The sequence below is a fragment of the Isoptericola sp. NPDC057391 genome (genome assembly GCF_042668085.1).
In the GTDB taxonomy this organism is placed as follows: Bacteria; Actinomycetota; Actinomycetes; order Actinomycetales; family Cellulomonadaceae; genus Isoptericola.
This window is the reverse complement of record NZ_JBHVBO010000058.1, coordinates 1-20,906: the sequence shown is the minus strand read 5'-3', so window position 1 is coordinate 20,906 and position 20,906 is coordinate 1. Positions and strand designations below refer to the sequence as shown.

Below are 20,906 nucleotides of genomic sequence, written 5' to 3'. Positions count from 1 at the left end.
CATCGTGCCCGCCCGCACGCGGGTGCGCGGCGCCGTCGTGCCCGTGCTGGAGGACGCGCTGGGCCCGGGCGTGGTCGAGGCGCTCGCCCGCACCGCCGACCAGCTGCGTGCCGACGCCGCCGCGCTCGAGGCCCTGGCGGCCGACCTGCTCGCCGCCGCGACGCGCCCCACCGGTGACGACGCGCTGATGCTCGACGTCGGCACGCTCGCCGAGGCGCACGCCGCGCTGCGGCGCCGCGCCCTGCGCGCGGCGGCGCTGGCCGTCGGCTGCCCCTCGGGCGCGACGACGGCGCGGCACGTGGACGCCCTGGACGCGCTCGTCGTCTCGTGGCGTGGGCAGGGAGCCGTCCACCTGCCGGGCGACGCCCGAGCGCTCCGCGCGTGTGGCAGGCTCTACCTGCGCCCCGCCGAGCCGCGCCCCGCCCCGGCGGCGCACCCCCCAGCCCCAACCCCGCCCCTCGAGGAGTGACCGTGGACCAGTCGGACGTCGAAGGCGACCTCGCCAACATCCTGCTCACCGAGGAGCAGATCGGCAGCAAGCTCGACGAGATCGCCGCACGGATCGACGCGGACTACGCGGGCCAGGACCTGCTGCTCGTCGGCGTCCTCAAGGGCGCCGTCATGGTCATGGCGGACCTCGCGCGCCGCCTGCACCACCCCGTGCAGATGGACTGGATGGCGGTGTCCTCGTACGGGTCGGGCACCAAGTCGTCCGGTGTGGTGCGCATCCTCAAAGACCTCGACGCCGACCTCACGGGCCGCAACGTGCTCATCGTCGAGGACGTCATCGACTCCGGCCTCACGCTCTCGTGGCTCGTCGCGAACCTGCGCTCCCGGGGGCCCGAGTCGGTGGAGATCGCGACCATGCTCCGCAAGCCCGACGCGGCGAAGGTGGACGTCGACGTGCGCTACGTCGGCTTCGACATCCCGAACGAGTTCGTCGTCGGCTACGGCCTCGACTACGCCGAGAAGTACCGCAACCTGCCGTTCGTCGGCACGCTTGCGCCGCACGTCTACAGCTGACCGGCCGCCGACGGACCGCCGACGAGACGCCGTCGCGCCCTGGGCGAACACCCACGGTTCGTCCACACTCGGCGTGTAGCGTCGTGAACCACACGTTGCCCGACGGAAGGGAAGCGGGGAACCGTCCCCGTCGCCGATGAACATCAAGAAGATCCTGAGCGGCCCGATCATCTGGATCGTGGTCGGCCTGCTGCTCGTCTCGCTGGCCTTCAGCGCGTTCAACACCGAGCGGGTGTCGCGGATCGAGACCTCCCAGGGGCTCGAGCTGCTCGCTGGCGACACGGTCGACCACGCGCTCGTCGTGGACGGGGAGCAGCGCGTCGAGCTGGAGCTGAGCGAGAAGTACGTCACCGGCGCGGGCACCGAGAGCGAGCAGGACCACGGCACGAAGGTCGAGTTCTTCTACGTCGAGCCGCAGGGTGACGCCGTCGCGACGGCCGTCGAGCAGGCGGACCCCCCGAAGGGCTTCGACTCCGAGAACCCGCAGCCCAGCTTCTGGAGCTCGATCCTCGGGTTCCTCATCCCGTTCCTGCTCATCGGCGTCGTGTTCTGGTTCATCCTGTCGAGGGCGCAGGGGGGCGGGCGCAACGGCGTCATGGGCTTCGGCAAGTCCAAGGCCAAGCTCATCAGCAAGGACATGCCGCAGGTGACGTTCGCCGACGTCGCGGGCGTGGACGAGGCGGTGGAGGAGCTCCACGAGATCAAGGAGTTCCTCGAGGACCCGGCGAAGTTCCAGGCCGTGGGCGCCAAGATCCCCAAGGGCGTGCTCCTGTACGGCCCGCCGGGAACCGGCAAGACCCTCCTCGCGCGCGCCGTCGCCGGCGAGGCGGGGGTGCCGTTCTACTCGATCTCCGGCTCGGACTTCGTCGAGATGTTCGTCGGCGTCGGCGCGTCCCGCGTGCGCGACCTGTTCGAGCAGGCGAAGAACAACGCGCCCGCGATCATCTTCGTGGACGAGATCGACGCCGTCGGCCGCCACCGTGGCGCCGGCATGGGCGGTGGGCACGACGAGCGCGAGCAGACGCTGAACCAGATGCTCGTCGAGATGGACGGCTTCGACGTCAAGACGAACGTCATCCTCATCGCGGCCACCAACCGGCCCGACATCCTCGACCCGGCGCTGCTGCGCCCGGGCCGCTTCGACCGCCAGGTGGCGGTCGAGGCCCCGGACCTCAAGGGCCGCGAGCACATCCTCAAGGTCCACTCGCAGGGCAAGCCGATGGTCGACTCGATCGACCTGGCCGCCGTCGCGCGCCGCACGCCCGGCTTCACGGGCGCCGACCTGGCGAACGTGCTCAACGAGGCCGCGCTGCTCACCGCGCGCAGCGGCGCCCAGCTCATCGACGACCGCGCGCTGGACGAGGCGATCGACCGCGTCATCGCGGGTCCGCAGAAGCGCACCCGCGTGATGAAGGTCAAGGAGCAGAAGATCACCGCGTACCACGAGGGCGGGCACGCCCTGGTCGCGGCGGCGATGCGCTACACGGACCCCGTCACCAAGGTGACGATCCTGCCGCGCGGCCGGGCCCTCGGCTACACGATGGTGATGCCGATGGAGGACAAGTACTCCACCACGCGCAACGAGCTGCTCGACCAGCTCGCGTACGCGATGGGCGGCCGCGTGGCCGAGGAGATCGTCTTCCACGACCCGACCACGGGCGCCAGCAACGACATCGAGAAGGCGACCGCGACCGCGCGCAAGATGGTCACCGAGTACGGCATGAGCGAGAAGGTCGGCGCGATCAAGCTCGGCAGCGGTTCCGGCGAGCCGTTCCTGGGCCGCGACATGGGCCACCAGCGCGACTACTCCGAGGCCGTCGCCGGCACCGTGGACCACGAGGTGCGCAAGCTCGTCGAGGCGGCGCACGACGAGGCGTGGGAGGTGCTCACCCAGTACCGCGACGTGCTCGACGACCTGGTGCTGCGCCTGCTGGAGAAGGAGACGCTCAACCAGGCGGAGCTCGCCGAGGTCTTCGCCCCCGTCGTCAAGCGCGAGCCGCGCGACGTGTGGCTGTCCAGCGAGCAGCGCACCGTGCACACGCGCGGCCCGATCATGACGGACGCCGAGCGCGACGCGTCCCACGGCAACGGCCAGGCCGTCGTGCCGCAGGACGAGGCCGCCATCGTGGGCAACGAGAGCGACCTGCAGGAGGCCGGCCCGGGCATCGGCACCGACAGCGAGCCGCCGGCGGCGGGGGACAACCGGTGACCGACCCGGTGACGGACCTGGGCATGCGGGCTGCCGTCGACGTGCCGCCGTACGACTCCGACCGCGCGGAGCGGGCCGTCCGCGAGCTGTTGCTCGCGGTCGGCGAGGACCCGGACCGCGAGGGTCTCAAGGAGACGCCGGCCCGCGTGGCGCGCGCCTACCGCGAGATCTTCGCGGGGCTCCGGCAGGAGCCCGAGGACGTGCTGACCACCACCTTCGACCTCGGGCACGAGGAGATGGTGCTGGTGCGCGACATCGAGGTGTACTCGACGTGCGAGCACCACCTGGTGCCGTTCCACGGCGTCGCGCACGTCGGCTACATCCCCAACACGGACGGCCGGATCACCGGCCTGTCGAAGCTGGCGCGCCTCGTCGAGGTGTACGCCCGCCGCCCGCAGGTCCAGGAGCGCCTGACGACGCAGGTCGCGGACGCGCTGGTGCGCATCCTCGAGCCGCGCGGGGTGCTCGTGGTCGTGGAGTGCGAGCACCTGTGCATGTCGATGCGCGGGGTGCGCAAGCCCGGCTCGCGGACCGTCACGTCGGCGGTGCGCGGCATCATGCAGAACGCGTCCACGCGGGCCGAGGCCATGAGCCTCATCACGGGACGGTGACCCGGGCATGACGGCGCACCCGCGCGACGCGGTGGTCGCCGGGCTGCCGGAGCTCTCCGGGGTGGGCCGCTGCCTCGTCATGGGCGTCGTGAACATCACGCCCGACTCGTTCTCCGACGGCGGCCGCTGGTTCGACGCCGACGCGGGCGTGCAGCACGGACTCGACCTGCTGGCCGAGGGCGCGGAGATCCTGGACGTGGGCGGCGAGTCGACCCGGCCGGGCTCCGCCCGCGTGGACGAGGCGGAGGAGCTGCGCCGCGTGGTCCCCGTCATCGAGCGGCTCGCGGCGCACGGCGCCGTCGTGTCCGTGGACACGACGCGGGCGTCGGTCGCCGAGGCCGCCGTCGGGGCGGGCGCCCGCATCGTCAACGACGTCTCCGGCAGCTACGCGGACCCCCGCATGGGGCACGTCGTGGCAGAGACGGGCGTGGCGTACGTCGCGATGCACTGGCGCGGCCACGCGGACGTCATGGACAGCCTCGAGGTGTACGACGACGTCGTCACTGAGGTGCGTGACGAGCTCGCGGCGCGGATGGACTCGCTGGTCGCGGTGGGCGTGGACCCCGAGCAGCTCGTGCTCGACCCGGGTCTGGGCTTCTCCAAGGCCGGGGTGCTGAACTGGCCGATCCTCGCGCACCTGGACGCCCTGCACTCCCTCGGCCGTCCGGTGCTCGTGGGCGCGTCGCGCAAGCGCTTCCTGGGGCACCTGCTCGAGGGCACGCGCGGCCTGCCCGCCGACGAGCCCGCGCCGCCGCTCGAGCGCGACGACGCCACCGCCGCGATCTCCGCGCTGTCCGCCGCCGCCGGCGCGTGGGCGGTGCGGGTGCACGCCGTGCGCGCCAGCGCCGACGCCGTCCGGGTCGCGGACGCCTGGACGTCCGCGTCCCGCGACATGGAGGATGCCGGGATGACCGCACCGGCGCACCGCACCGACGCCGTGGGCGGAGCAGGAACCGCCGCTGATGAGGAGGCCCCCTCGTGACGTTCGCCGCAGCCGTACCGGGACCGGACGGACAGCCGCTCGACCAGATCCGCCTCGCCGGCGTCACGGCGACGGGGCACCACGGGGTGCTCGCGCACGAGCGCGCCGACGGCCAGGTCTTCAGCGCCGACGTCGTGCTGCACCTGGACACCCGGGCCGCCGCCTCGTCCGACGACCTCGGGCGGACCGTGAGCTACGCCGACGTCGCCCAGGACGTGCACGACGTCCTCGCGGGCTCCCCGGCCGACCTCGTGGAGACCGTCGCCGAGCGGATCGCCGCCGTGGTGCTGAGCCACGAGGCCGTGCAAGCCGTCGACGTGCGTGTGCACAAGCCGCAGGCGCCGATCCCGGTCCCGTTCGACGACGTCGCGATCGTCGTGCGCCGCGACCGTGCGCGGCCGCCCGTGGTCGACGCCGCTCCGGTGGCCGAGCCGGAGGAAGTCGCGGTGCCCGTCCCGCCGGTCGCGCCCGTCCCGCCCGTCGAGGGCGCCGAGGTGCACGCGCCCGTCCCGCCGGCCCCCGTCGCCGCGGCGCCGGTCGAGCCCGCCGCGCCCGCCGAGGCGCCCGCGCCGCCTCCCGCGGACCCGCTGGACGTCACCCCCGCCGAGCCGGTCGACGCCGTGCTGGCCCTCGGGGCGAACCTCGGGGACGCGCAGGTGACGCTGCGCCAGGCCGTGACGGACGTGGACCGCCTGCCGGGCGTGCAGGTCATGGAGGTCTCGCCGCTCGCGCGCACCGCCGCCGTCGGCGGGCCCGAGCAGCCGGACTATCTCAACGCCGTGCTCGTCGTGCGCACCACGCTGTCGCCGCGCGACCTGCTGCGCAGCACGCAGCAGGTGGAGGCCCAGCACGGCCGCGTCCGCGAGGAGCGCTGGGGGCCGCGCACCCTCGACGTCGACATCGTGCAGTACGGCTCGCTCGTCGTGACCGCCCCCGACCTCGAGCTCCCGCACCCGCGCGCCAAGGAGCGGGCCTTCGTGCTCGTGCCGTGGGCCGAGGTGGCGCCGGACGCGCTGCTCGGCGGCCCCGGCGGCGGCCCCGTCGGCCAGCTCGCGGTGACCGCCCCCGACCGCGCCGGGATCCGCTGGCTCGCCCTCGACTGGCTGACCGGGCCGACCCAGAGCACGGGCCAGGTCTCCGCGGCGGCCGCCGACGCGGCGCCGTCCACCCCGGTGCCGCAGTCCGCGCCGGCGGAGCCCGCCGGCCAGCCCGTCCAGGAGCCCGCCGACGACGCCCAGGCGTCGCACGCTCCCGAGGCGTACACCCCGGAGGCCTACGCCCCGGACACCTACGCGCCGGAGACGTACGCCGCGCCCGCCGAGCCCGCGTCGGGCGGCAGCCCGGTCGTGGAGCAGTACGCGCCGGAGCCGTACGCGCCCGAGCCGTACGTGCCGGTGCCCCCGTCGTCCGAGCCGCCGGTCGTCGAGCCGCACGTCGTCGAGCCGCACGTCGTCGAGCCGCGCCGCGAGGACCCGCCCGCACCGGAGGCGCGCGCCGTGGTCCCCGACCCGTTCGGGCCCGACCCGGACCAGCCGGTCCTGCCGCGGCCGTTCGCGCCCGTCGGGTCGCCCGCGCCGGCGTCCGCGCCTCCGCACGCAGGTCCCGGTGACGACGCGCCGGAGCCGAGCTCGCACGCGCCGGTGCCCCCGGCCCCGGCGAGCCCGTTCCCCGCGCCCGCCGACCCGTCCGAGCCCCCGTCCGGCCCGCCGGCGCCGCCGGCCACGTCGTCGTTCGCCCCGCCGGCCCCGGCGGCCACGTCGTCGTTTGCCCCGCCGGCCCCGCGGCACGAGCCGGTGCCGCCGGCCCCCGCGCCCGTCGCCGACCTGCCGGCCTTCCCGGACCCGTTCGCCCCGCTGCCGGAGGCGCACCCCGGACAGGCCGCACCCCAGGAGCGGCCCGGGGAGGACGGCCGCTGAGATGCGCCGCACCTCCGTCCGCCTGCTCGTCGCCGTCGCCGCCGCGGTGGCCGTCGGCGGCGCCGGGCTGCTCCGGCTGCTCGAGTCGCGCGGGATCTACCTGCCCACCGTCGCGTGGGTGGAGGACGTCGCGATCCTCGCGCTGGCGGGCGTCATCTTCTGGATGGGCTGGGCGGTGCGCGCGTACCAGAAGGGCGACCGCCCGGACCTCGACCCGCTGCGCGCGGCCCGCACGTTCGTGCTGGCCAAGGCGGGGGCGCTGACCGGCGCGCTCCTCGCCGGGCGGTACGTCGCGAGCGTGCTGATCGTCCTGGACCGGATGCAGATCGAGCCGAGCCGTGACCAGGCGGTCGCCGCCGGCATCGCGGCGGCCTGCGCGGTGGTGCTGTGCGTGGTGGGGCTGGTCGTGGAGAAGTTCTGCCAGCTGCCGCCGTCCGACGACGCCGACGGCGGGGACACCGAGGAGCACGCGGACCCCCTGCCGTCGTGACGGCCGTCGTCGTGCCCCGCGTCGTCATGAGCGGTCATGAGGGGCATCGTCCGGAGGACGGACGCGGCGCGGCGCGGAAGGTCCGGTCGGACGATGTGGCCGGCGGCGGGCCGGATGGAAGGATGGGCCCCATGACCAGCATCCCCGCGGGCGCCGACCCGTCGACCACGCGGCAGTCCGGTCCCTTCGACCCGCCCGGCGTCGCGTGGCAGCGCGTGTCGCCGCGGCTCGTCCCGGCGCGACTCATCTCGACGGCCGTGACCCTGGCCGTGCCGATCGTCGCGGGCGTGGTCCTCGCCCTCCTCGTCTCGCCGTGGTTCTGGCTGCTCGCCGGGGTGCCGGCCGCGCTGCTGGTGTGGGCGCTCCTGCTCGTGCCGCGCCAGGTGCGTGCGATCGGGTACGCGGAGCGCGACGACGACCTGCTCATCCGCAAGGGCATCATGTTCCGCACCCTCGTCGTCGTGCCCTACGGGCGCATGCAGTACGTGGACGTGGAGGCGGGCCCGCTGGACCGCAAGCTCGGCATCGCGAAGGTGCAGCTGCACACCGCGTCGGCCAGCACGGACGCCGACATCCCCGGCCTCGTGCCCGACGAGGCCGAGCGCCTGCGCGACCGCCTCACCGCGCGCGGCGAGGCGAGGCTGGCGGGCCTGTGAGCGAGCCGACCCCGGGGCGCAGCCCCGAGCCGACGCACCAGCCGGGCGTCGCACCGGTCGAGGCGCCCGACAGCGCGCCGTCGAGCCAGGAGCAGGAGTGGCGCCGCGTGCACCCGGTCACGCCGTTCGTGCGCGGCTGGGCGGCGGTGGTGGCGATCCTCGTCATCGGCGGCCAGCAGGTGCTCGACGACGTGTCGAACGCGGTCCGGGCGGTCGACTCGATCCGCAGCCTGTGGTGGGTGGTGCTCCTCGGGCTGGTGCTGCTCGTCGCGATCATCTTCGGCTACGCGGCGTTGGCGTGGCGCATGACGGCGTACGCGGTGGACGACGACGCCGTGCGGCTGCGCAAGGGCATCCTGTTCCGCCAGCAGCGGCACGCCCGCCTCGACCGGCTGCAGGCGATCGACGTGCGGCAGCCGCTGCTCGCGCGGCTGTTCGGGCTGGCGGAGCTGCGGCTGGAGGTGGCGGGCGGCTCCGACTCGGGCGTGGCCATCGGCTTCCTCAAGGAGGCGGACGCGCAGCGCCTGCGCGCGGACCTGCTCGCCCGCGCGGCGGGGGTCAAGGCCGCCCGCCGCACCGACCGGTCGGCCACGCAGCCCGCCGAGGTGCATCCTGCGTCCGACGACCCGGCGGCGCCCGCGGACCTGTCGGACGGGCCGCCCACCGGCGCGGTCCACGTGCCGGACGACGTGTCGGACGACGCCGCCCCCGAGGCACCGGAGCGCCAGGTGTACGAGGTGCCGGCGGTGCGCCTGCTCCAGTCGCTGCTGCGGATGCCGGGGGTGTGGCTCGGGGTCCTGGTGCTGATCGGCGTCGGGGTGGCGGTCGCCGTCACCCGCGAGGTGAGCATCCTGTTCTCGGCGCTACCCGCGATCCTCGGCGTCGGCGGCTACATCTTCCAGCGGTTCGCGGGGGAGTTCGGCTTCCGGGCCGCGCTGTCGCCGGACGGCATCCGGCTGCGCCACGGCCTGCTGGAGACGCGCGCGCAGACGATCCCGCCGGGCCGCGTGCAGGCGGTCTCGCTCACGCAGGGCCCGCTGTGGCGCGGTCCGGACTGGTGGCGCGTCAAGGTCAACGTGGCCGGCTACGGCGGCGGCGAGGGCCAGCAGCAGGGGGAGCAGCAGCACGTGCTCCTCCCGGTCGGCCCGCGCGAGGAGGCGCTCACGGCACTGTGGCTCGTGCTTCCCGACCTCGAGGTCGAGAACCCCGACGACACGCTGGCGCTGCTCGACGAGGCCCTCACCGGCGACGCCTGCACGGACCGCTGGTTCGTGACCAGCCCCCGGAGCGCCCGCCTGCTCGACCCGTGGAGCTGGCGCCGCAACGGCTACGCGGTCACGGGCCGCGCGCTGCTGGCGCGCGGGGGCCGCTTCGTGCGCACGCTCGAGGTGGTGCCGCACGAGCGCACCCAGTCCCTCGGGATCGAGCAGGGGCCGTGGCAGCGCCGCCGCGGGCTCGCGTCGTTCGTGCTGCACTCGACGCCCGGCCCGATCAGCCCGGCGGTCCACCACCTCGCCGAGGACGAGGCCGCGCGCCTGCTCGGCGAGCAGTCCGCCCGCGCCCGCGCCGCCCGCGCGCACGCACGGCCCGAGCGCTGGATGGAGGGGCAGATGGAGGGGCGAGGGTGAGCGTGCCCGACGACGGCCGCCCGGCCCCCGCGGCCGGGCCGCCGTCCGCGCGGCCCGGCCGCCTCGGGGTCGGCGTCGTCGGCGCCGGCCGGGTGGGCGCCGTGCTGGGCAGCGCGCTGCGCGCGGCGGGCCACACCCTGGTCGGTGCGAGCGGCGTCAGCGAGGAGTCGCGGGAGCGTATCGCGACGCTCCTGCCGGGCGTCCCGCACCTCGAGGTGCCCGACGTCGTGGAGCGCGCCGAGATGGTGCTGCTCGCGGTGCCCGACGACGCGCTCGCGGAGGTCGTGAGCGGTCTGGCGGCGCTCGGCGCGTGGCAGCCCGGGCAGCTCGTCGTGCACACGTCGGGCCGGTACGGCGTGGCCGTGCTCGACCCGGCGCGGAATGCCGGCGCCATCCCGGTGGCGCTGCACCCGGCGATGACGTTCACGGGCACGTCGCTCGACCTGCACCGGCTCGAGGGCTGCACGTTCGCGGTCACGGCGCCGGCGGCCGTGCAGCCGATCGGGCAGGCGCTCGTCGTCGAGGTCGGCGGGGAGCCGGTGATCGTCGCGGAGGAGTCCCGCGGGCTCTACCACGCCGCCCTCGCGCACGGCGCGAACCACCTCGTGGTGCTGGTGGCGCAGGCCGCCCAGGCGCTCGCGGCCGCCGGCGTCGAGCAGCCGGGACGGGCGCTCGCGCCGCTCCTGTCCGCCGCGCTCGACGGCGCGACGCGCGCCGCGGACGTGGCCGACGGCGCCGGGGCGGTCACGGCCCTCACCGGTCCGGTGTCGCGCGGCGACGTCGGCACCGTACGCACGCACCTCGACGCCCTGCGCGCGCTGGCAGCCGCGACCGGCGCCACCGACGTGCCGGCGTCGTACACCGAGCTGGCCCGCGGCGCGACGAGCCGCGCGCTCGCCGCCCACCGCATCGACGACCGCGCGGCCCGCGAGCTGCTCGACGCCCTCGCGCCGCCGCCCGCGGCCCACCCCGACGACCCGCAGGAGCCCCGATGACCACCACCCCGCACGAGCCCGCCGTCGTGAGCTCCCGGGCGGAGCTGCACGACGCGCTGGGGGCGTGGACGCTGTCCGGCCCGGAGCCGACGGACCGGCGGGCCGTCGTCATGACGATGGGCGCCCTGCACGAGGGGCACCTGCAGCTGGTGCGGAAGGCCCGCGAGGCCGCCGGCCCCACCGGCCAGGTCATCGTGACGATCTTCGTCAACCCGCTGCAGTTCGGGGCGGGGGAGGACCTGGACCGCTACCCGCGCGACCTGGACGGCGACGTCGCGAAGCTGGCGAGCGTCGGCGCGGACCTCGTCTTCGCGCCCACGCCCGACGTCGTCTACCCCGACGGCGACCCGATCGTGCGGGTGTCGGCGGGCCGGATCGGCGAGGTGCTCGAGGGCGAGTCGCGCCCCGGCCACCTCGACGGCGTGCTCACGGTGGTGCTCAAGCTCATGCACCTGACGCGCCCCGACGTGGCCCTGTTCGGGGAGAAGGACGCCCAGCAGCTGCTGGCCGTGCGCCGCATGGTGCGCGACCTGGACGTGGACGTCGAGGTGCTCGGCGTGCCGATCGTGCGCGACGCCGACGGGCTCGCGCTGTCGTCGCGCAACGCCTACCTGTCGGACGACGAGCGCGCCTCGGCCCTGGCCCTGTCCCGCGCGCTGCGGGCGGGCGCGGACGCGGCCGGCGAGGGTCCGGAGGCGGTCGTCCTAGCGGCATCGGGAATCCTGGACGGGGAGGCCGGCGTTGAGGTGGATTACCTCGCACTCGTCGACCCGACTACCGTGGACCCGGTGCCCGCGGACTTCCGCGGCCCCGCCCTCCTCCTCGTGGCGGCGCGTACGGGCGCCACCCGACTGATCGACAACCAGGCCGTGGACCTGGCCGGCAGCCCCGCCGCCGGCGCGGATCCACAGGAGAACGCCAGTGACTGAGCACGCGAACCGCCCCGCCTCCCTGCAGCGGCCGATGATGATCGGCAAGATCCATCGCGCCACGGTGACGCAGGCGGACCTGCACTACGTCGGCTCGATCACCATCGACGCCGACCTCCTCGACGCGGCCGACCTCTACCCGGGGCAGCAGGTCGACGTGGTGGACGTCACCAACGGCGCCCGCCTCACGACCTACGTCATCCCGGGCGAGCGCGGCGGCCGCCAGGTGAGCATCAACGGCGCGGCCGCGCACCTCGTGCACCCCGGGGACACCGTCATCGTCATCGCGTACGGCACGATGTCGGACGCCGACGCGCGGACCTACTCGCCGGCGGTCGTGTTCGTCGACCCGGAGAACCGCATCGTCGAGCTCGACGACGACCCGGGCCAGGTGCCCGACGGCTTCGGCCTGGAGTCCAGCGGCGTGCCCTTCGCGGCCGTCCGGTGAGGGCCGGGCGCACCACCCCCGACGGCGGCGCGGACGGCGCGGTGACGGCCCGGTGAGCGGGCCGCGGCTCGCCCGCGCCCTCGCCGCCCCCGCCCCCGGCTGGACCACGGCCGCCGACGCGATCGTCGTCGGCACCGGCATCGCCGGGCTCACCGCGGCGCTGGAGCTGCGCTCGCGCGTGCCGCGGGTGCTGCTGGTGACCAAGGGCGCGCTGTCGTCCGGCTCGACGGTGTGGGCGCAGGGCGGCATCGCCGCGGCCCTGCACCCCGACGACACGCCCGACGCCCACCTCGCGGACACGCTGACCGCCGGCGGCGGACTGAGCGACCCGGAGGCCGTGCGCGTCCTCGTCACCGAGGGTCCGGACCGCGTGCGCGAGCTCGTGGCCCGCGGCACGTCGTTCGACGTCGGCCCGGACGGCGGCATCGCCCTCACCCGCGAGGGCGGGCACCGCGCCGACCGCATCGCGCACGCCGGCGGCGACGCGACGGGGGCCGAGATCTCCCGCGCGTTGATCGCGCAGATCGAGGCGGTGCGCGACGACCCGGGCATCGAGGTGCTCGAGCACGCGCTCGTGCTCGACGTCCTCACCGGCGCCCCGGGCGCGGACGGGCACCGTCCCGTCGCCGGGGTCACGCTGCACGTGCGCGGCGCGGGCAGCCGCGACGGCGTGGGCGCCGCGCTGGCGCCGGTCGTGGTGCTCGCGACGGGTGGCATCGGGCAGGTGTTCCGCTCGTCGACCAACCCGCCCGGCGCGACCGGGGACGGCATCGCCGCCGCGCTGCGGGCGGGCGCGGCCGTGGGCGACCTGGAGTTCGTCCAGTTCCACCCCACCGTCCTGTGGCAGGGCATGGGCGCCAAGGGGCAGCTGCCGCTCATCAGCGAGGCGGTGCGCGGCGAGGGCGCGCTGCTGCTCGACGTCGACGGGGCCCGCTTCATGCCGGCCGAGCACGAGCTGGCCGAGCTGGCGCCGCGGGACGTCGTCGCGCACGCCATCGTGCGACGGATGGCCGCGACGTCCGCCGACCACGTGCTCCTCGACGCCCGGCACCTGGGCGCCGCCTTCCTGCGCCGCCGCTTCCCGACGATCACCGCCCGCCTGCGGGACCAGGGCATCGACTGGACCGAGGAGCCCGTGCCGGTCGCGCCGGCGCAGCACTACCACTCGGGCGGCGTCGTGACCGACCCCCACGGGCGCACCTCGGTGCCCGGCCTGTACGCGGTCGGGGAGGTGGCGTGCACGGGCGTGCACGGCGCCAACCGGCTCGCGTCCAACTCGCTGCTCGAGGGCCTGGTCTTCGCGCACCGCGCCGCGCGCGACGTCGTGCGGCAGGTCGAGGACGGCGGGCCGCGCCGGGCCCCCCAGCCCGAGGAGCGCCCCGGCGGAGCGGCGCTCGTCGCGGCGGCGGCCCGCTCGCGCGTGCAGCGCGCGACGTCGGACGGCGCGGGGCCCGTGCGGTCGGCCGGGTCGTTGGACCGCGCCGCGCAGGCGCTGGCGGGCATCCGGACGGACGCCCACCGCGCGACCGACGTCGTCGCCGACCCGCAGGTCGCCGAGTGGGAGACGACCACCGTGCACCAGGTCGCCAGCGCGCTGGTGCACGCCGCCCGGCTGCGCGAGGAGTCGCGCGGCGGGCACTTCCGCACGGACTTCCCCGCCCCCGACCCCACCTGGCAGCGCCGCGTCACCCTCGCCCTCGACGACGACGGCACCCTCCGCGAGGCAGCGCCCGCGCCCGCGAGGTAGTCCGGATCGTGCCGAGGTAGTTCGAGCCCTGCCGAGGTAGTTCGAACCACCCCGAGGTAGTCCGGATCGTGCCGAGGTAGTTCAGATCTCCGCGAGGTAGTGGACCAGACCACTACCTCGGCAGGGCTCGAACTACCTCGGCGGACGGGCGCGACGGCGCGAGGTAGCGTTGCGCAGCGTGACCGACCTGCACCGCGACCTCTCGCGTGACCTGCCCGTGCACGACCAGCCGTCCGCCGTCGAGCCCGGGCTGGACGCCGCGTGGGTCGCCCGCGTCGTGGAGACCGCGCTGGACGAGGACCTCGGCGCGGCGCCCGGCCGCGACGTCACGACGCAGGCCACGGTGCCGGCGTCGGTCACGGGCACCGCGGACCTGGTGGCCCGGTCGGCGGGCACGGTCGCGGGGCTCGTCGTCGTGGCGGAGGTGCTGCGGCAGGTCGCCGGCCGCCTCGGGCTCCCGGCCCCGACCGTGACGTTCCACGCGCAGGACGGCGACGTCGTCACCCCGGGGCAGGTGCTCGCGGCCCTCGCCGGACCGGTACAGGTGCTGCTCGTCGCGGAGCGGACGCTGCTCAACCTCGCCTCGCGCGCGTCGGGCGTCGCGACGGCGACGGCGGCCTGGTCGCGGGAGCTCGCCGGCACGGGCGCGCAGGTGCTCGACACCCGCAAGACGACGCCGGGCCTGCGCGCGCTGGAGAAGTACGCGGTCCGCGCGGGCGGCGGCACCAACAAGCGCATGGGCCTGCACGACGTCGCGATGGTCAAGGACAACCACGTCGTGGCCGCCGGCTCGGTGCGCGGCGCGATCGACGCCGTCCGCCGCGCCTTCCCGGACGTGCTGGTGCAGGTCGAGGCCGACACGACCGCCCAGGCGATGGAGGCGCTCGACGCCGGCGCGGACTTCCTGCTGCTCGACAACATGCCCACGCCGGTCCTCGCCGCGACCGTCGCCGCGGTCCGCGCGCGGCAGGGGCGCGACGGCGTGCCCGCGCGCGTCGAGCTCGAGGCCACCGGCAACCTCACCCTCGACCGCGCCCGCGAGGTCGCCGGCACCGGCGTCGACTTCCTGTCCGTGGGCGCGCTGACGCACTCCGCCCCGATCCTCGACCTCGCGCTCGACCTCCGGCCGTGAGCGAGGCCACCGGGGTTGTTCGTGACGGCGTCCGACCTCGTCGGGCGGGTGTGACGTGCGTCGCCCGTAGAATCGACGGGTGACCTCCGCGCAGAACCCTGACCCCGCCGTGCCCGCCGACGACCTCCCGGAGCAGATGCGCGTGCGCCGGGAGAAGCGCGACCGGCTGCTGGAGCAGGGTGTGGAGCCCTATCCGGTGAGCCTGCCCGTCACGCACTCGATCGCGCAGGTGCGCGCGGGCTACGAGCACCTCGAGGCGGGCGAGGAGACGGACGACGTCGTCGGCGTGGCCGGCCGGGTCGTGTTCCTGCGCAACACGGGCAAGCTGTGCTTCGTCACGCTGCAGGACGGCGAGGGGCGACGCCTGCAGGCGATGCTCAGCCTCAAGGAGGTCGGCGAGGACGCGCTGGCGTCGTTCAAGACCGACGTCGACCTGGGCGACCACCTGTTCGTGCACGGCCGGGTGGGCTCCTCCCGGCGCGGCGAGCTGAGCGTGTTCGCCGACACCTGGGCGCTGGCGGCGAAGGCCCTGCGCCCGCTGCCGGTGCTGCACAAGGACCTCTCGGAGGAGGCGCGGGTCCGCCAGCGGTACGTCGACCTCATCGCGCGGCCCGCGGCGCGCGAGATGGTCCGCACGCGCGCCGGCGTCGTCCGCTCCATGCGCGACAACTTCCACGACCGCGGGTTCCTCGAGATCGAGACGCCGATGCTGCAGACCATCGCGTCCGGCGCCTCCGCCCGCCCGTACCGCACGCACATGAACGCGTACGACATCGACCTGTACCTGCGGATCGCGCCGGAGCTCTTCCTCAAGCGCGCGGTCGTCGGCGGTATCGAGAAGGTCTTCGAGATCAACCGCAACTTCCGTAACGAGGGCGCGGACTCGACGCACTCGCCGGAGTTCGCGATGCTCGAGGCCTACGAGGCGTACGGCGACTACAACACGATCGGCGCTCTCACCCAGGATCTCGTGCAGAAGTCCGCGCTCGACGTTCTCGGCACCACGACGGTGACCCTTCCGGACGGCGAGGAGTACGACCTCGGCGGCGAATGGGCGCAGATCACGATGTACGGCTCCCTCTCGGAGGCTATCGGCGAGGAGATCACGCCGGAGACGACCGTCGAGCACCTTCTGGCCCTCGCCGAGAAGGCCGAGATCTCGGTGGACCCGAAGAAGGCGAACCACGGCAAGCTCGTCGAGGAGCTGTGGGAGCACCACGTGGGCGACGACCTCTACGCGCCGACGTTCGTGCGCGACTTCCCGGTCGAGACGTCGCCGCTGGTGCGCGCCCACCGCACCGTCCCCGGCGTCGTGGAGAAGTGGGACCTGTACGTGCGCGGCTTCGAGCTGGCCACGGGATACTCCGAGCTCGTGGACCCCGTCGTGCAGCGGCAGCGGTTCGAGGACCAGGCGCGTCTCGCCGCCGCGGGCGACGACGAGGCGATGGCGCTCGACGAGGACTTCCTCACCGCGATGGAGCACGCGATGCCGCCGTCGGGCGGCATGGGCATGGGCGTCGACCGGCTCCTCATGGCGCTCACCGGCCTCGGAATCCGCGAGACCATCCTTTTCCCGCTCGTCAAGCCGACGGCCTGAACGGAAGTCATCCCATGGACACATTTCTCGCGATCATGAGCGGGCTCGCCCCGTCGGTCGGCGTCGGCCTGCTGTTCTGGCTCGCGATGCGCAAGATCCTGCACGCGGACCGGAACGAGCGGATTGCGCTCGAGAGGATGGACGCGGAAGAGGCGGCCGCCGCGGCCGCGGCGGCGGAAACGGAATCGCGCTGAATTCTGGCGCACGATTCCCGCGGCGGAGATTCGGATTGACAATCGGGTGAGGCGAGGGGCATTCTCACTTCTGTCCGAATACCGTGACCGAGGGGAATTCACGTGGTTCAGAAGCAGCAGATCGTCCTGATCGACGATATCGACGGGGGCGACGCCGACGAGACCGTCACCTTCGCGCTCGACGGTGTCTCGTACGAGATCGACCTCACGGCCAAGCACGCGGCCGAGCTCCGGGACGCGCTCGCCACCTGGATCGGCCACGGTCGCAAGACCACGACGCGGCTCGGCGGCGGCACGCGGAGCGCCTCCCGTCGCACCGGCACCGACCGGGCGCAGCTCGCCAAGATCCGCGAGTGGGCCCGCGAGAACGGCCACAAGGTGAGCGACCGGGGCCGCATCCCCAGCTCCGTCCTCGAGGCCTACGAGGCCGCCCACTGACGGCTGCGTGAGCATCCCGCACGACCCCCGGCCGGGCTCCGGTCGGGGGTCGTGCGCGTTCGGGGTCGGAGGCCCGCGGTCATAGGCTGAGGCCATGACGGAACGGGACGCGCGCGCGCAGCTCTGGGTCGGCACCTACCCGCAGCCGGGCGGCGGCCCGGGCAGCGGCGAGAGCATCTGGCGGGTCGCGCTGGGCCCGGACGGCGCCGTGGAGTCGGCCGTGCCCGCGGTGGCCGCCACGTCGCCCTCGTTCCTGGCGCTGCACCCGGGCGGGCGCACGCTCTACGCGGTGGGGGAGACGCCCGCCGGCACGGTCACGGCGTTCCGCGTGGAGGACGGCGACGACGGCGCGCGGCTCGCGCCGTCGGGCTCGCTCGCCTCCGGGGGCGACGAACCGTGCCACGTGCTGGCCCTCGCGGACACCGTCTGGGTCGCCAACTACGGCGACGGCGTCGCCGCCTCCGTGGACGTCGACCCGGGCACGGGCGACCTCGCCGCCGAGGGCGTCGTCGCGCACCCCGGCGTGGGCAGCGGGCCCGTCGTCGAGCGGCAGGCCGGCCCGCACGCGCACTTCGTCGCGAGCGCCGGCGACGACGTGCTGGTGTGCGACCTCGGCGCCGACGTCGTGCGGCGGTACCCGGCCGTCGGCGCGGACGCGGGCGCCGCGGCGGACGTCGCCGCCGTCCTGCCGCCGGGCACCGGGCCGCGTCACCTCGTCACGCTGCCGGACGGCTCGCTCGTCGTCGTCGGCGAGCTCGACGCCCGCGCGCACGTGCTGGTGCGCGACGGCGCCGGATGGACGGCCGCGGCGGCCGTGACGGTGTCCCCGGTCGCCGAGGCGGGCCGCGACTTCCCCGCGCACGTCACGCTCAGCGCGGACGGCACGCGCCTGCACGTCGGCCTTCGGGGGGCGGACGTGCTCGCCGTGCTCCGGGTCGGCCTGCCCGACGGCGGCGCGCCGGTCCTCGAGCACCTCGCCGACGTCCCGCTGGGCGACGGGGCGTGGCCCCGCCACCACGCCGTCCTCACGTCCGACGTCACCGGCCCCGCCGAGCGCGTCGTCGTCGCGCTGCAGGGCCGCAGCGAGCTCGCGACGGTCCGCGTCGACCCGGAGACGGGCACGGGCGAGGTGGTGGCGCGGTACGCGCTCCCGACGCCACCCGCCTGCGTGCTGGAGTCCTGATGACCGCCCCCGGCGACGGCGCGCGGCCCGGCCCGCGGGTGGCGATGCTGTCGGTGCACACGTCGCCCCTCGACCAGCCCGGCACCGGTGACGCGGGCGGCATGAACGTCTACGTCATGGAGCTGGCCCGTGCCCTGGCCCGCCGGGGGGCGGAGATCGAGATCTTCACGCGCGCGACGGCGTCCGCGCAGCCGCGATGGGTCGACGTGGAGCCCGGCATCCGCGTGGTGCACGTGGCCGCCGGCCCGTACGAGGGGCTGGACAAGAACGACCTGCCCGGCCAGCTCTGCGCCTTCACCGCGGGCGTGCTGCGCGCCGAGGCGCACCGCCCGCCGCACTGGTACGACGTCGTGCACAGCCACTACTGGCTGTCGGGGCAGGTGGGCTGGCTCGCCGCCGAGCGGTGGGACGTGCCGCTCGTGCACACCATGCACACCATGGCGCGCGTGAAGAACGCGGCGCTGGCCCCCGGGGACACCCCGGAGCCCGTGGGCCGGGTCGTGGGAGAGGAGCAGGTGGTCGAGGCCGCCGACGGCCTCGTCGCCTCCACCCGCGAGGAGGCCCGCGACCTCGAGCAGGAGTACCGCGCCGACCCGGACCGCGTGCACGTCGTGGCGCCCGGCGTCGACCTCGACGTCTTCCGCCCGCTCGAACCGGCCCCCGGGCAGGACGCCGACGCCGCGCGCCGCGCCCTGCGCGAGCGGCTCGGCCTGCCCACCGACCGGAAGGTCGTGCTGTTCGCCGGCCGGGTCCAGCTCCTCAAGGGCCCGGACGTGCTGGTGCGCGCGCTCGGCGTGCTGGCCGACCACGCCAGCTCCGGCGACGCCACCGAGCCCGAGGCGTGGTGCGACGGCGGAGGGTCGCGCGTGCCGACGCTCGTCGTGCTGGGCGGCGCCAGCGGCCGCGCGACCGCGGTGCGCGAGCTCGAGGCGCTGGCCCACCAGGTGGGTGTCACCGACCACCTCGACGTGCGGCCGCCGGTGCCGCGCGAGGAGCTGGTCGACTACCTGCGCGCGGCGGACGTCGTCGCGGTGCCCTCGCACAACGAGTCGTTCGGCCTGGTGGCCGCCGAGGCGCAGGCGGCGGGCACCCCCGTCGTCGCGGCCGCCGTGGGCGGGCTGCAGACCGTCGTCGTCGACGGCGCGTCCGGCGTCCTCGTGCCCGACCATAGCCCGTGGACCTGGGCGCGCGAGCTCGGCGACCTCCTCGCCGACGACGCGCGCCGCGCCCGCCTGGCCGCCGGCGCCCGCCGCGCCAGCGTGCGGTTCAGCTGGGACCGCGCGGCCGCCGCCATGCTCGACGTGTACGCGCAGGCCGCCAAGGTGCACCGCGCCCGCGCGGCGAGGTAGCACCACGCCGCCCGGCGGCCCGGGAATGGATCGTCCGGGCACGGGATTGCACGTGGCATGCCGATCACCGGAGAGTACGTCGCCAGCCCGTCCGCCCACGCCGCCAAGCAGGTCGAGCAGTACGAGAGCTCGGGCGGCACCAAGGGCACGACGATGCGCGGGATGCCCGTCGTCATCCTCACGACCGTCGGCGCGAAGACCGGCGCGCTCCGCAAGACGCCGCTGATGCGCGTGGCGCACGAGGGCACCTACGCCGTCGTCGCGTCGCTGGGCGGCGCCCCGAAGCACCCGGTCTGGTACTACAACGTGCTGGCGAACCCGCGGGTGGAGCTGCAGGACGGGCCGGAGAAGCACGAGTACGTCGCGCGCGAGGTCACCGGCGACGAGAAGGCGCTGTGGTGGGAGCGGTCCGTCGCCGCGTACCCGGACTACGCCGACTACCAGCGCAGGACCGACCGGGAGATCCCCGTCTTCGTGCTGGAGCGCGCGGACTCCTGATCCGGCCGCCCGATCCGGACGACGTGAGTCCGGGATCCGGCCCGCGGTGCGGCCGGCGCCGGGCAGCAGGCAGGATGGACCCCATGACCTACACCCTCGTGCTGCTCCGCCACGGCGAGAGCGAGTGGAACGCGAAGAACCTCTTCACCGGCTGGGTGGACGTGCCGCTGTCGGAGAAGGGCACCGCGGAGGCGAAGCGGGGTGGCGAGCTGCTCAAGGAGTCCGGCGTCACCCCCGACGTCGTGCACACGTCGCTGCTGCGCCGCGCCATCAACACGGCGAACCTGGCGCTCGACGCCGCCGACCGCCACTGGATCCCGGTCAAGCGTCACTGGCGCCTCAACGAGCGCCACTACGGCGACCTGCAGGGCAAGGACAAGAAGCAGGTGCGCGACCAGTACGGCGAGGAGCAGTTCATGCTCTGGCGCCGCTCCTACGACGTGCCGCCGCCCGAGATCGAGCTGGGCTCGGAGTACTCGCAGGACTCGGACGTGCGCTACGCCGGCGAGCCGATCCCGCGCTCCGAGGCGCTCAAGCAGGTGCTCGAGCGCGCCCTGCCGTACTGGGACGGCGAGATCGTGCCGGACCTCAAGGCCGGCAAGACGGTCCTCGTCGCCGCGCACGGCAACTCGCTGCGCGCCATCGTCAAGCACCTCGACGGCGTCGACGACCAGACGATCGCCGGGCTGAACATCCCCACCGGCATCCCGCTGGTCTACGAGCTCGACGAGGAGACGCTGCAGCCCACCAACCCGGGCGGCACCTACCTCGACCCGGAGGCCGCGAAGGACGCCATCGCCGCGGTCGCGAACCAGGGCAAGTAGCCCCGGCGTCGTCCCTCGGACGGCCACGGCACGACGGCGCCGCACCCACCCGGGTGC

General features: G+C 75.1%; 21 protein-coding genes. All 21 read left to right on the top strand.

What is annotated here, in order from left to right:
- The coding region (locus tag ACFUVW_RS09840) for a TilS substrate-binding domain-containing protein (RefSeq protein WP_430571147.1) at positions 1 to 469 on the top strand (469 nt) is incomplete at its 5' end.
- 2 nt (positions 470 to 471) lie between these two features.
- Positions 472 to 1,023 carry a hypoxanthine phosphoribosyltransferase gene (gene hpt / locus ACFUVW_RS09835; RefSeq protein ID WP_430571146.1) on the top strand — a complete coding sequence of 184 codons (552 nt, stop codon included), beginning with the start codon at positions 472 to 474 and terminating at the stop codon, positions 1,021 to 1,023.
- Between the two features lie 136 nt (positions 1,024 to 1,159).
- Complete coding sequence (gene ftsH, locus ACFUVW_RS09830) at positions 1,160 to 3,232, top strand: ATP-dependent zinc metalloprotease FtsH (protein ID WP_430571145.1); 2,073 nt, start codon at positions 1,160 to 1,162, stop codon at positions 3,230 to 3,232.
- Between the two features lie 23 nt (positions 3,233 to 3,255).
- Entirely contained in the window at positions 3,256 to 3,843 is a 588-nt protein-coding gene (gene folE / locus ACFUVW_RS09825; RefSeq protein WP_430571150.1) for a GTP cyclohydrolase I FolE, read from the top strand.
- Positions 3,844 to 3,850: 7 nt separating this feature from the next.
- Entirely contained in the window at positions 3,851 to 4,825 is a 975-nt protein-coding gene (gene folP / locus ACFUVW_RS09820; protein ID WP_430571144.1) for a dihydropteroate synthase, read from the top strand.
- Positions 4,822 to 6,741, top strand: coding sequence for a 2-amino-4-hydroxy-6-hydroxymethyldihydropteridine diphosphokinase (gene folK, locus ACFUVW_RS09815; protein WP_430571143.1), 1,920 nt, complete (start codon positions 4,822 to 4,824; stop codon positions 6,739 to 6,741). The genes folP and folK overlap by 4 nt, the downstream gene beginning before the upstream one ends.
- Before the next feature lies 1 nt (position 6,742).
- Positions 6,743 to 7,231 carry a DUF3180 domain-containing protein gene (locus ACFUVW_RS09810; protein WP_430571142.1) on the top strand — a complete coding sequence of 163 codons (489 nt, stop codon included), beginning with the start codon at positions 6,743 to 6,745 and terminating at the stop codon, positions 7,229 to 7,231.
- Between the two features lie 131 nt (positions 7,232 to 7,362).
- Entirely contained in the window at positions 7,363 to 7,887 is a 525-nt protein-coding gene (locus ACFUVW_RS09805) for a PH domain-containing protein (RefSeq protein WP_430571141.1), read from the top strand.
- A complete protein-coding gene (locus ACFUVW_RS09800) occupies positions 7,884 to 9,515 on the top strand; it encodes a PH domain-containing protein (protein WP_430571140.1) in 1,632 nt (543 codons plus the stop codon). The genes ACFUVW_RS09805 and ACFUVW_RS09800 overlap by 4 nt, the downstream gene beginning before the upstream one ends.
- Positions 9,512 to 10,510, top strand: coding sequence for a Rossmann-like and DUF2520 domain-containing protein (locus tag ACFUVW_RS09795; protein WP_430571139.1), 999 nt, complete (start codon positions 9,512 to 9,514; stop codon positions 10,508 to 10,510). The genes ACFUVW_RS09800 and ACFUVW_RS09795 overlap by 4 nt, the downstream gene beginning before the upstream one ends.
- Positions 10,507 to 11,439, top strand: coding sequence for a pantoate--beta-alanine ligase (panC, locus tag ACFUVW_RS09790; RefSeq protein ID WP_430571138.1), 933 nt, complete (start codon positions 10,507 to 10,509; stop codon positions 11,437 to 11,439). Before ACFUVW_RS09795 ends, panC begins: the two co-directional genes overlap by 4 nt.
- 34 nt (positions 11,440 to 11,473) lie before the next feature.
- Complete coding sequence (gene panD, locus ACFUVW_RS09785) at positions 11,474 to 11,887, top strand: aspartate 1-decarboxylase (RefSeq protein ID WP_429734367.1); 414 nt, start codon at positions 11,474 to 11,476, stop codon at positions 11,885 to 11,887.
- 52 nt (positions 11,888 to 11,939) lie between these two features.
- On the top strand, positions 11,940 to 13,634 hold the full coding sequence (locus ACFUVW_RS09780) for an L-aspartate oxidase (protein ID WP_430571137.1): 1,695 nt from the start codon (positions 11,940 to 11,942) through the stop codon (positions 13,632 to 13,634).
- 187 nt (positions 13,635 to 13,821) lie between these two features.
- A complete protein-coding gene (gene nadC / locus ACFUVW_RS09775) occupies positions 13,822 to 14,766 on the top strand; it encodes a carboxylating nicotinate-nucleotide diphosphorylase (protein WP_430571149.1) in 945 nt (314 codons plus the stop codon).
- A gap of 136 nt (positions 14,767 to 14,902) precedes the next feature.
- Entirely contained in the window at positions 14,903 to 16,363 is a 1,461-nt protein-coding gene (gene lysS, locus ACFUVW_RS09770) for a lysine--tRNA ligase (RefSeq protein ID WP_430571148.1), read from the top strand.
- Positions 16,364 to 16,377: 14 nt separating this feature from the next.
- Complete coding sequence (locus ACFUVW_RS09765; protein ID WP_430571136.1) at positions 16,378 to 16,557, top strand: hypothetical protein; 180 nt, start codon at positions 16,378 to 16,380, stop codon at positions 16,555 to 16,557.
- A 102-nt stretch (positions 16,558 to 16,659) separates the two neighbouring features.
- Entirely contained in the window at positions 16,660 to 16,995 is a 336-nt protein-coding gene (locus ACFUVW_RS09760) for an Lsr2 family protein (RefSeq protein ID WP_430571135.1), read from the top strand.
- Between the two features lie 94 nt (positions 16,996 to 17,089).
- On the top strand, positions 17,090 to 18,178 hold the full coding sequence (locus ACFUVW_RS09755; RefSeq protein WP_430571134.1) for a lactonase family protein: 1,089 nt from the start codon (positions 17,090 to 17,092) through the stop codon (positions 18,176 to 18,178).
- Positions 18,178 to 19,527 carry a D-inositol-3-phosphate glycosyltransferase gene (gene mshA, locus ACFUVW_RS09750; protein ID WP_430571133.1) on the top strand — a complete coding sequence of 450 codons (1,350 nt, stop codon included), beginning with the start codon at positions 18,178 to 18,180 and terminating at the stop codon, positions 19,525 to 19,527. The genes ACFUVW_RS09755 and mshA overlap by 1 nt, the downstream gene beginning before the upstream one ends.
- Before the next feature lie 57 nt (positions 19,528 to 19,584).
- On the top strand, positions 19,585 to 20,025 hold the full coding sequence (locus ACFUVW_RS09745; protein WP_430571132.1) for a nitroreductase family deazaflavin-dependent oxidoreductase: 441 nt from the start codon (positions 19,585 to 19,587) through the stop codon (positions 20,023 to 20,025).
- Positions 20,026 to 20,108: 83 nt separating this feature from the next.
- On the top strand, positions 20,109 to 20,849 hold the full coding sequence (locus ACFUVW_RS09740; RefSeq protein WP_430571131.1) for a phosphoglyceromutase: 741 nt from the start codon (positions 20,109 to 20,111) through the stop codon (positions 20,847 to 20,849).
- Positions 20,850 to 20,906: the final 57 nt, after the last annotated feature.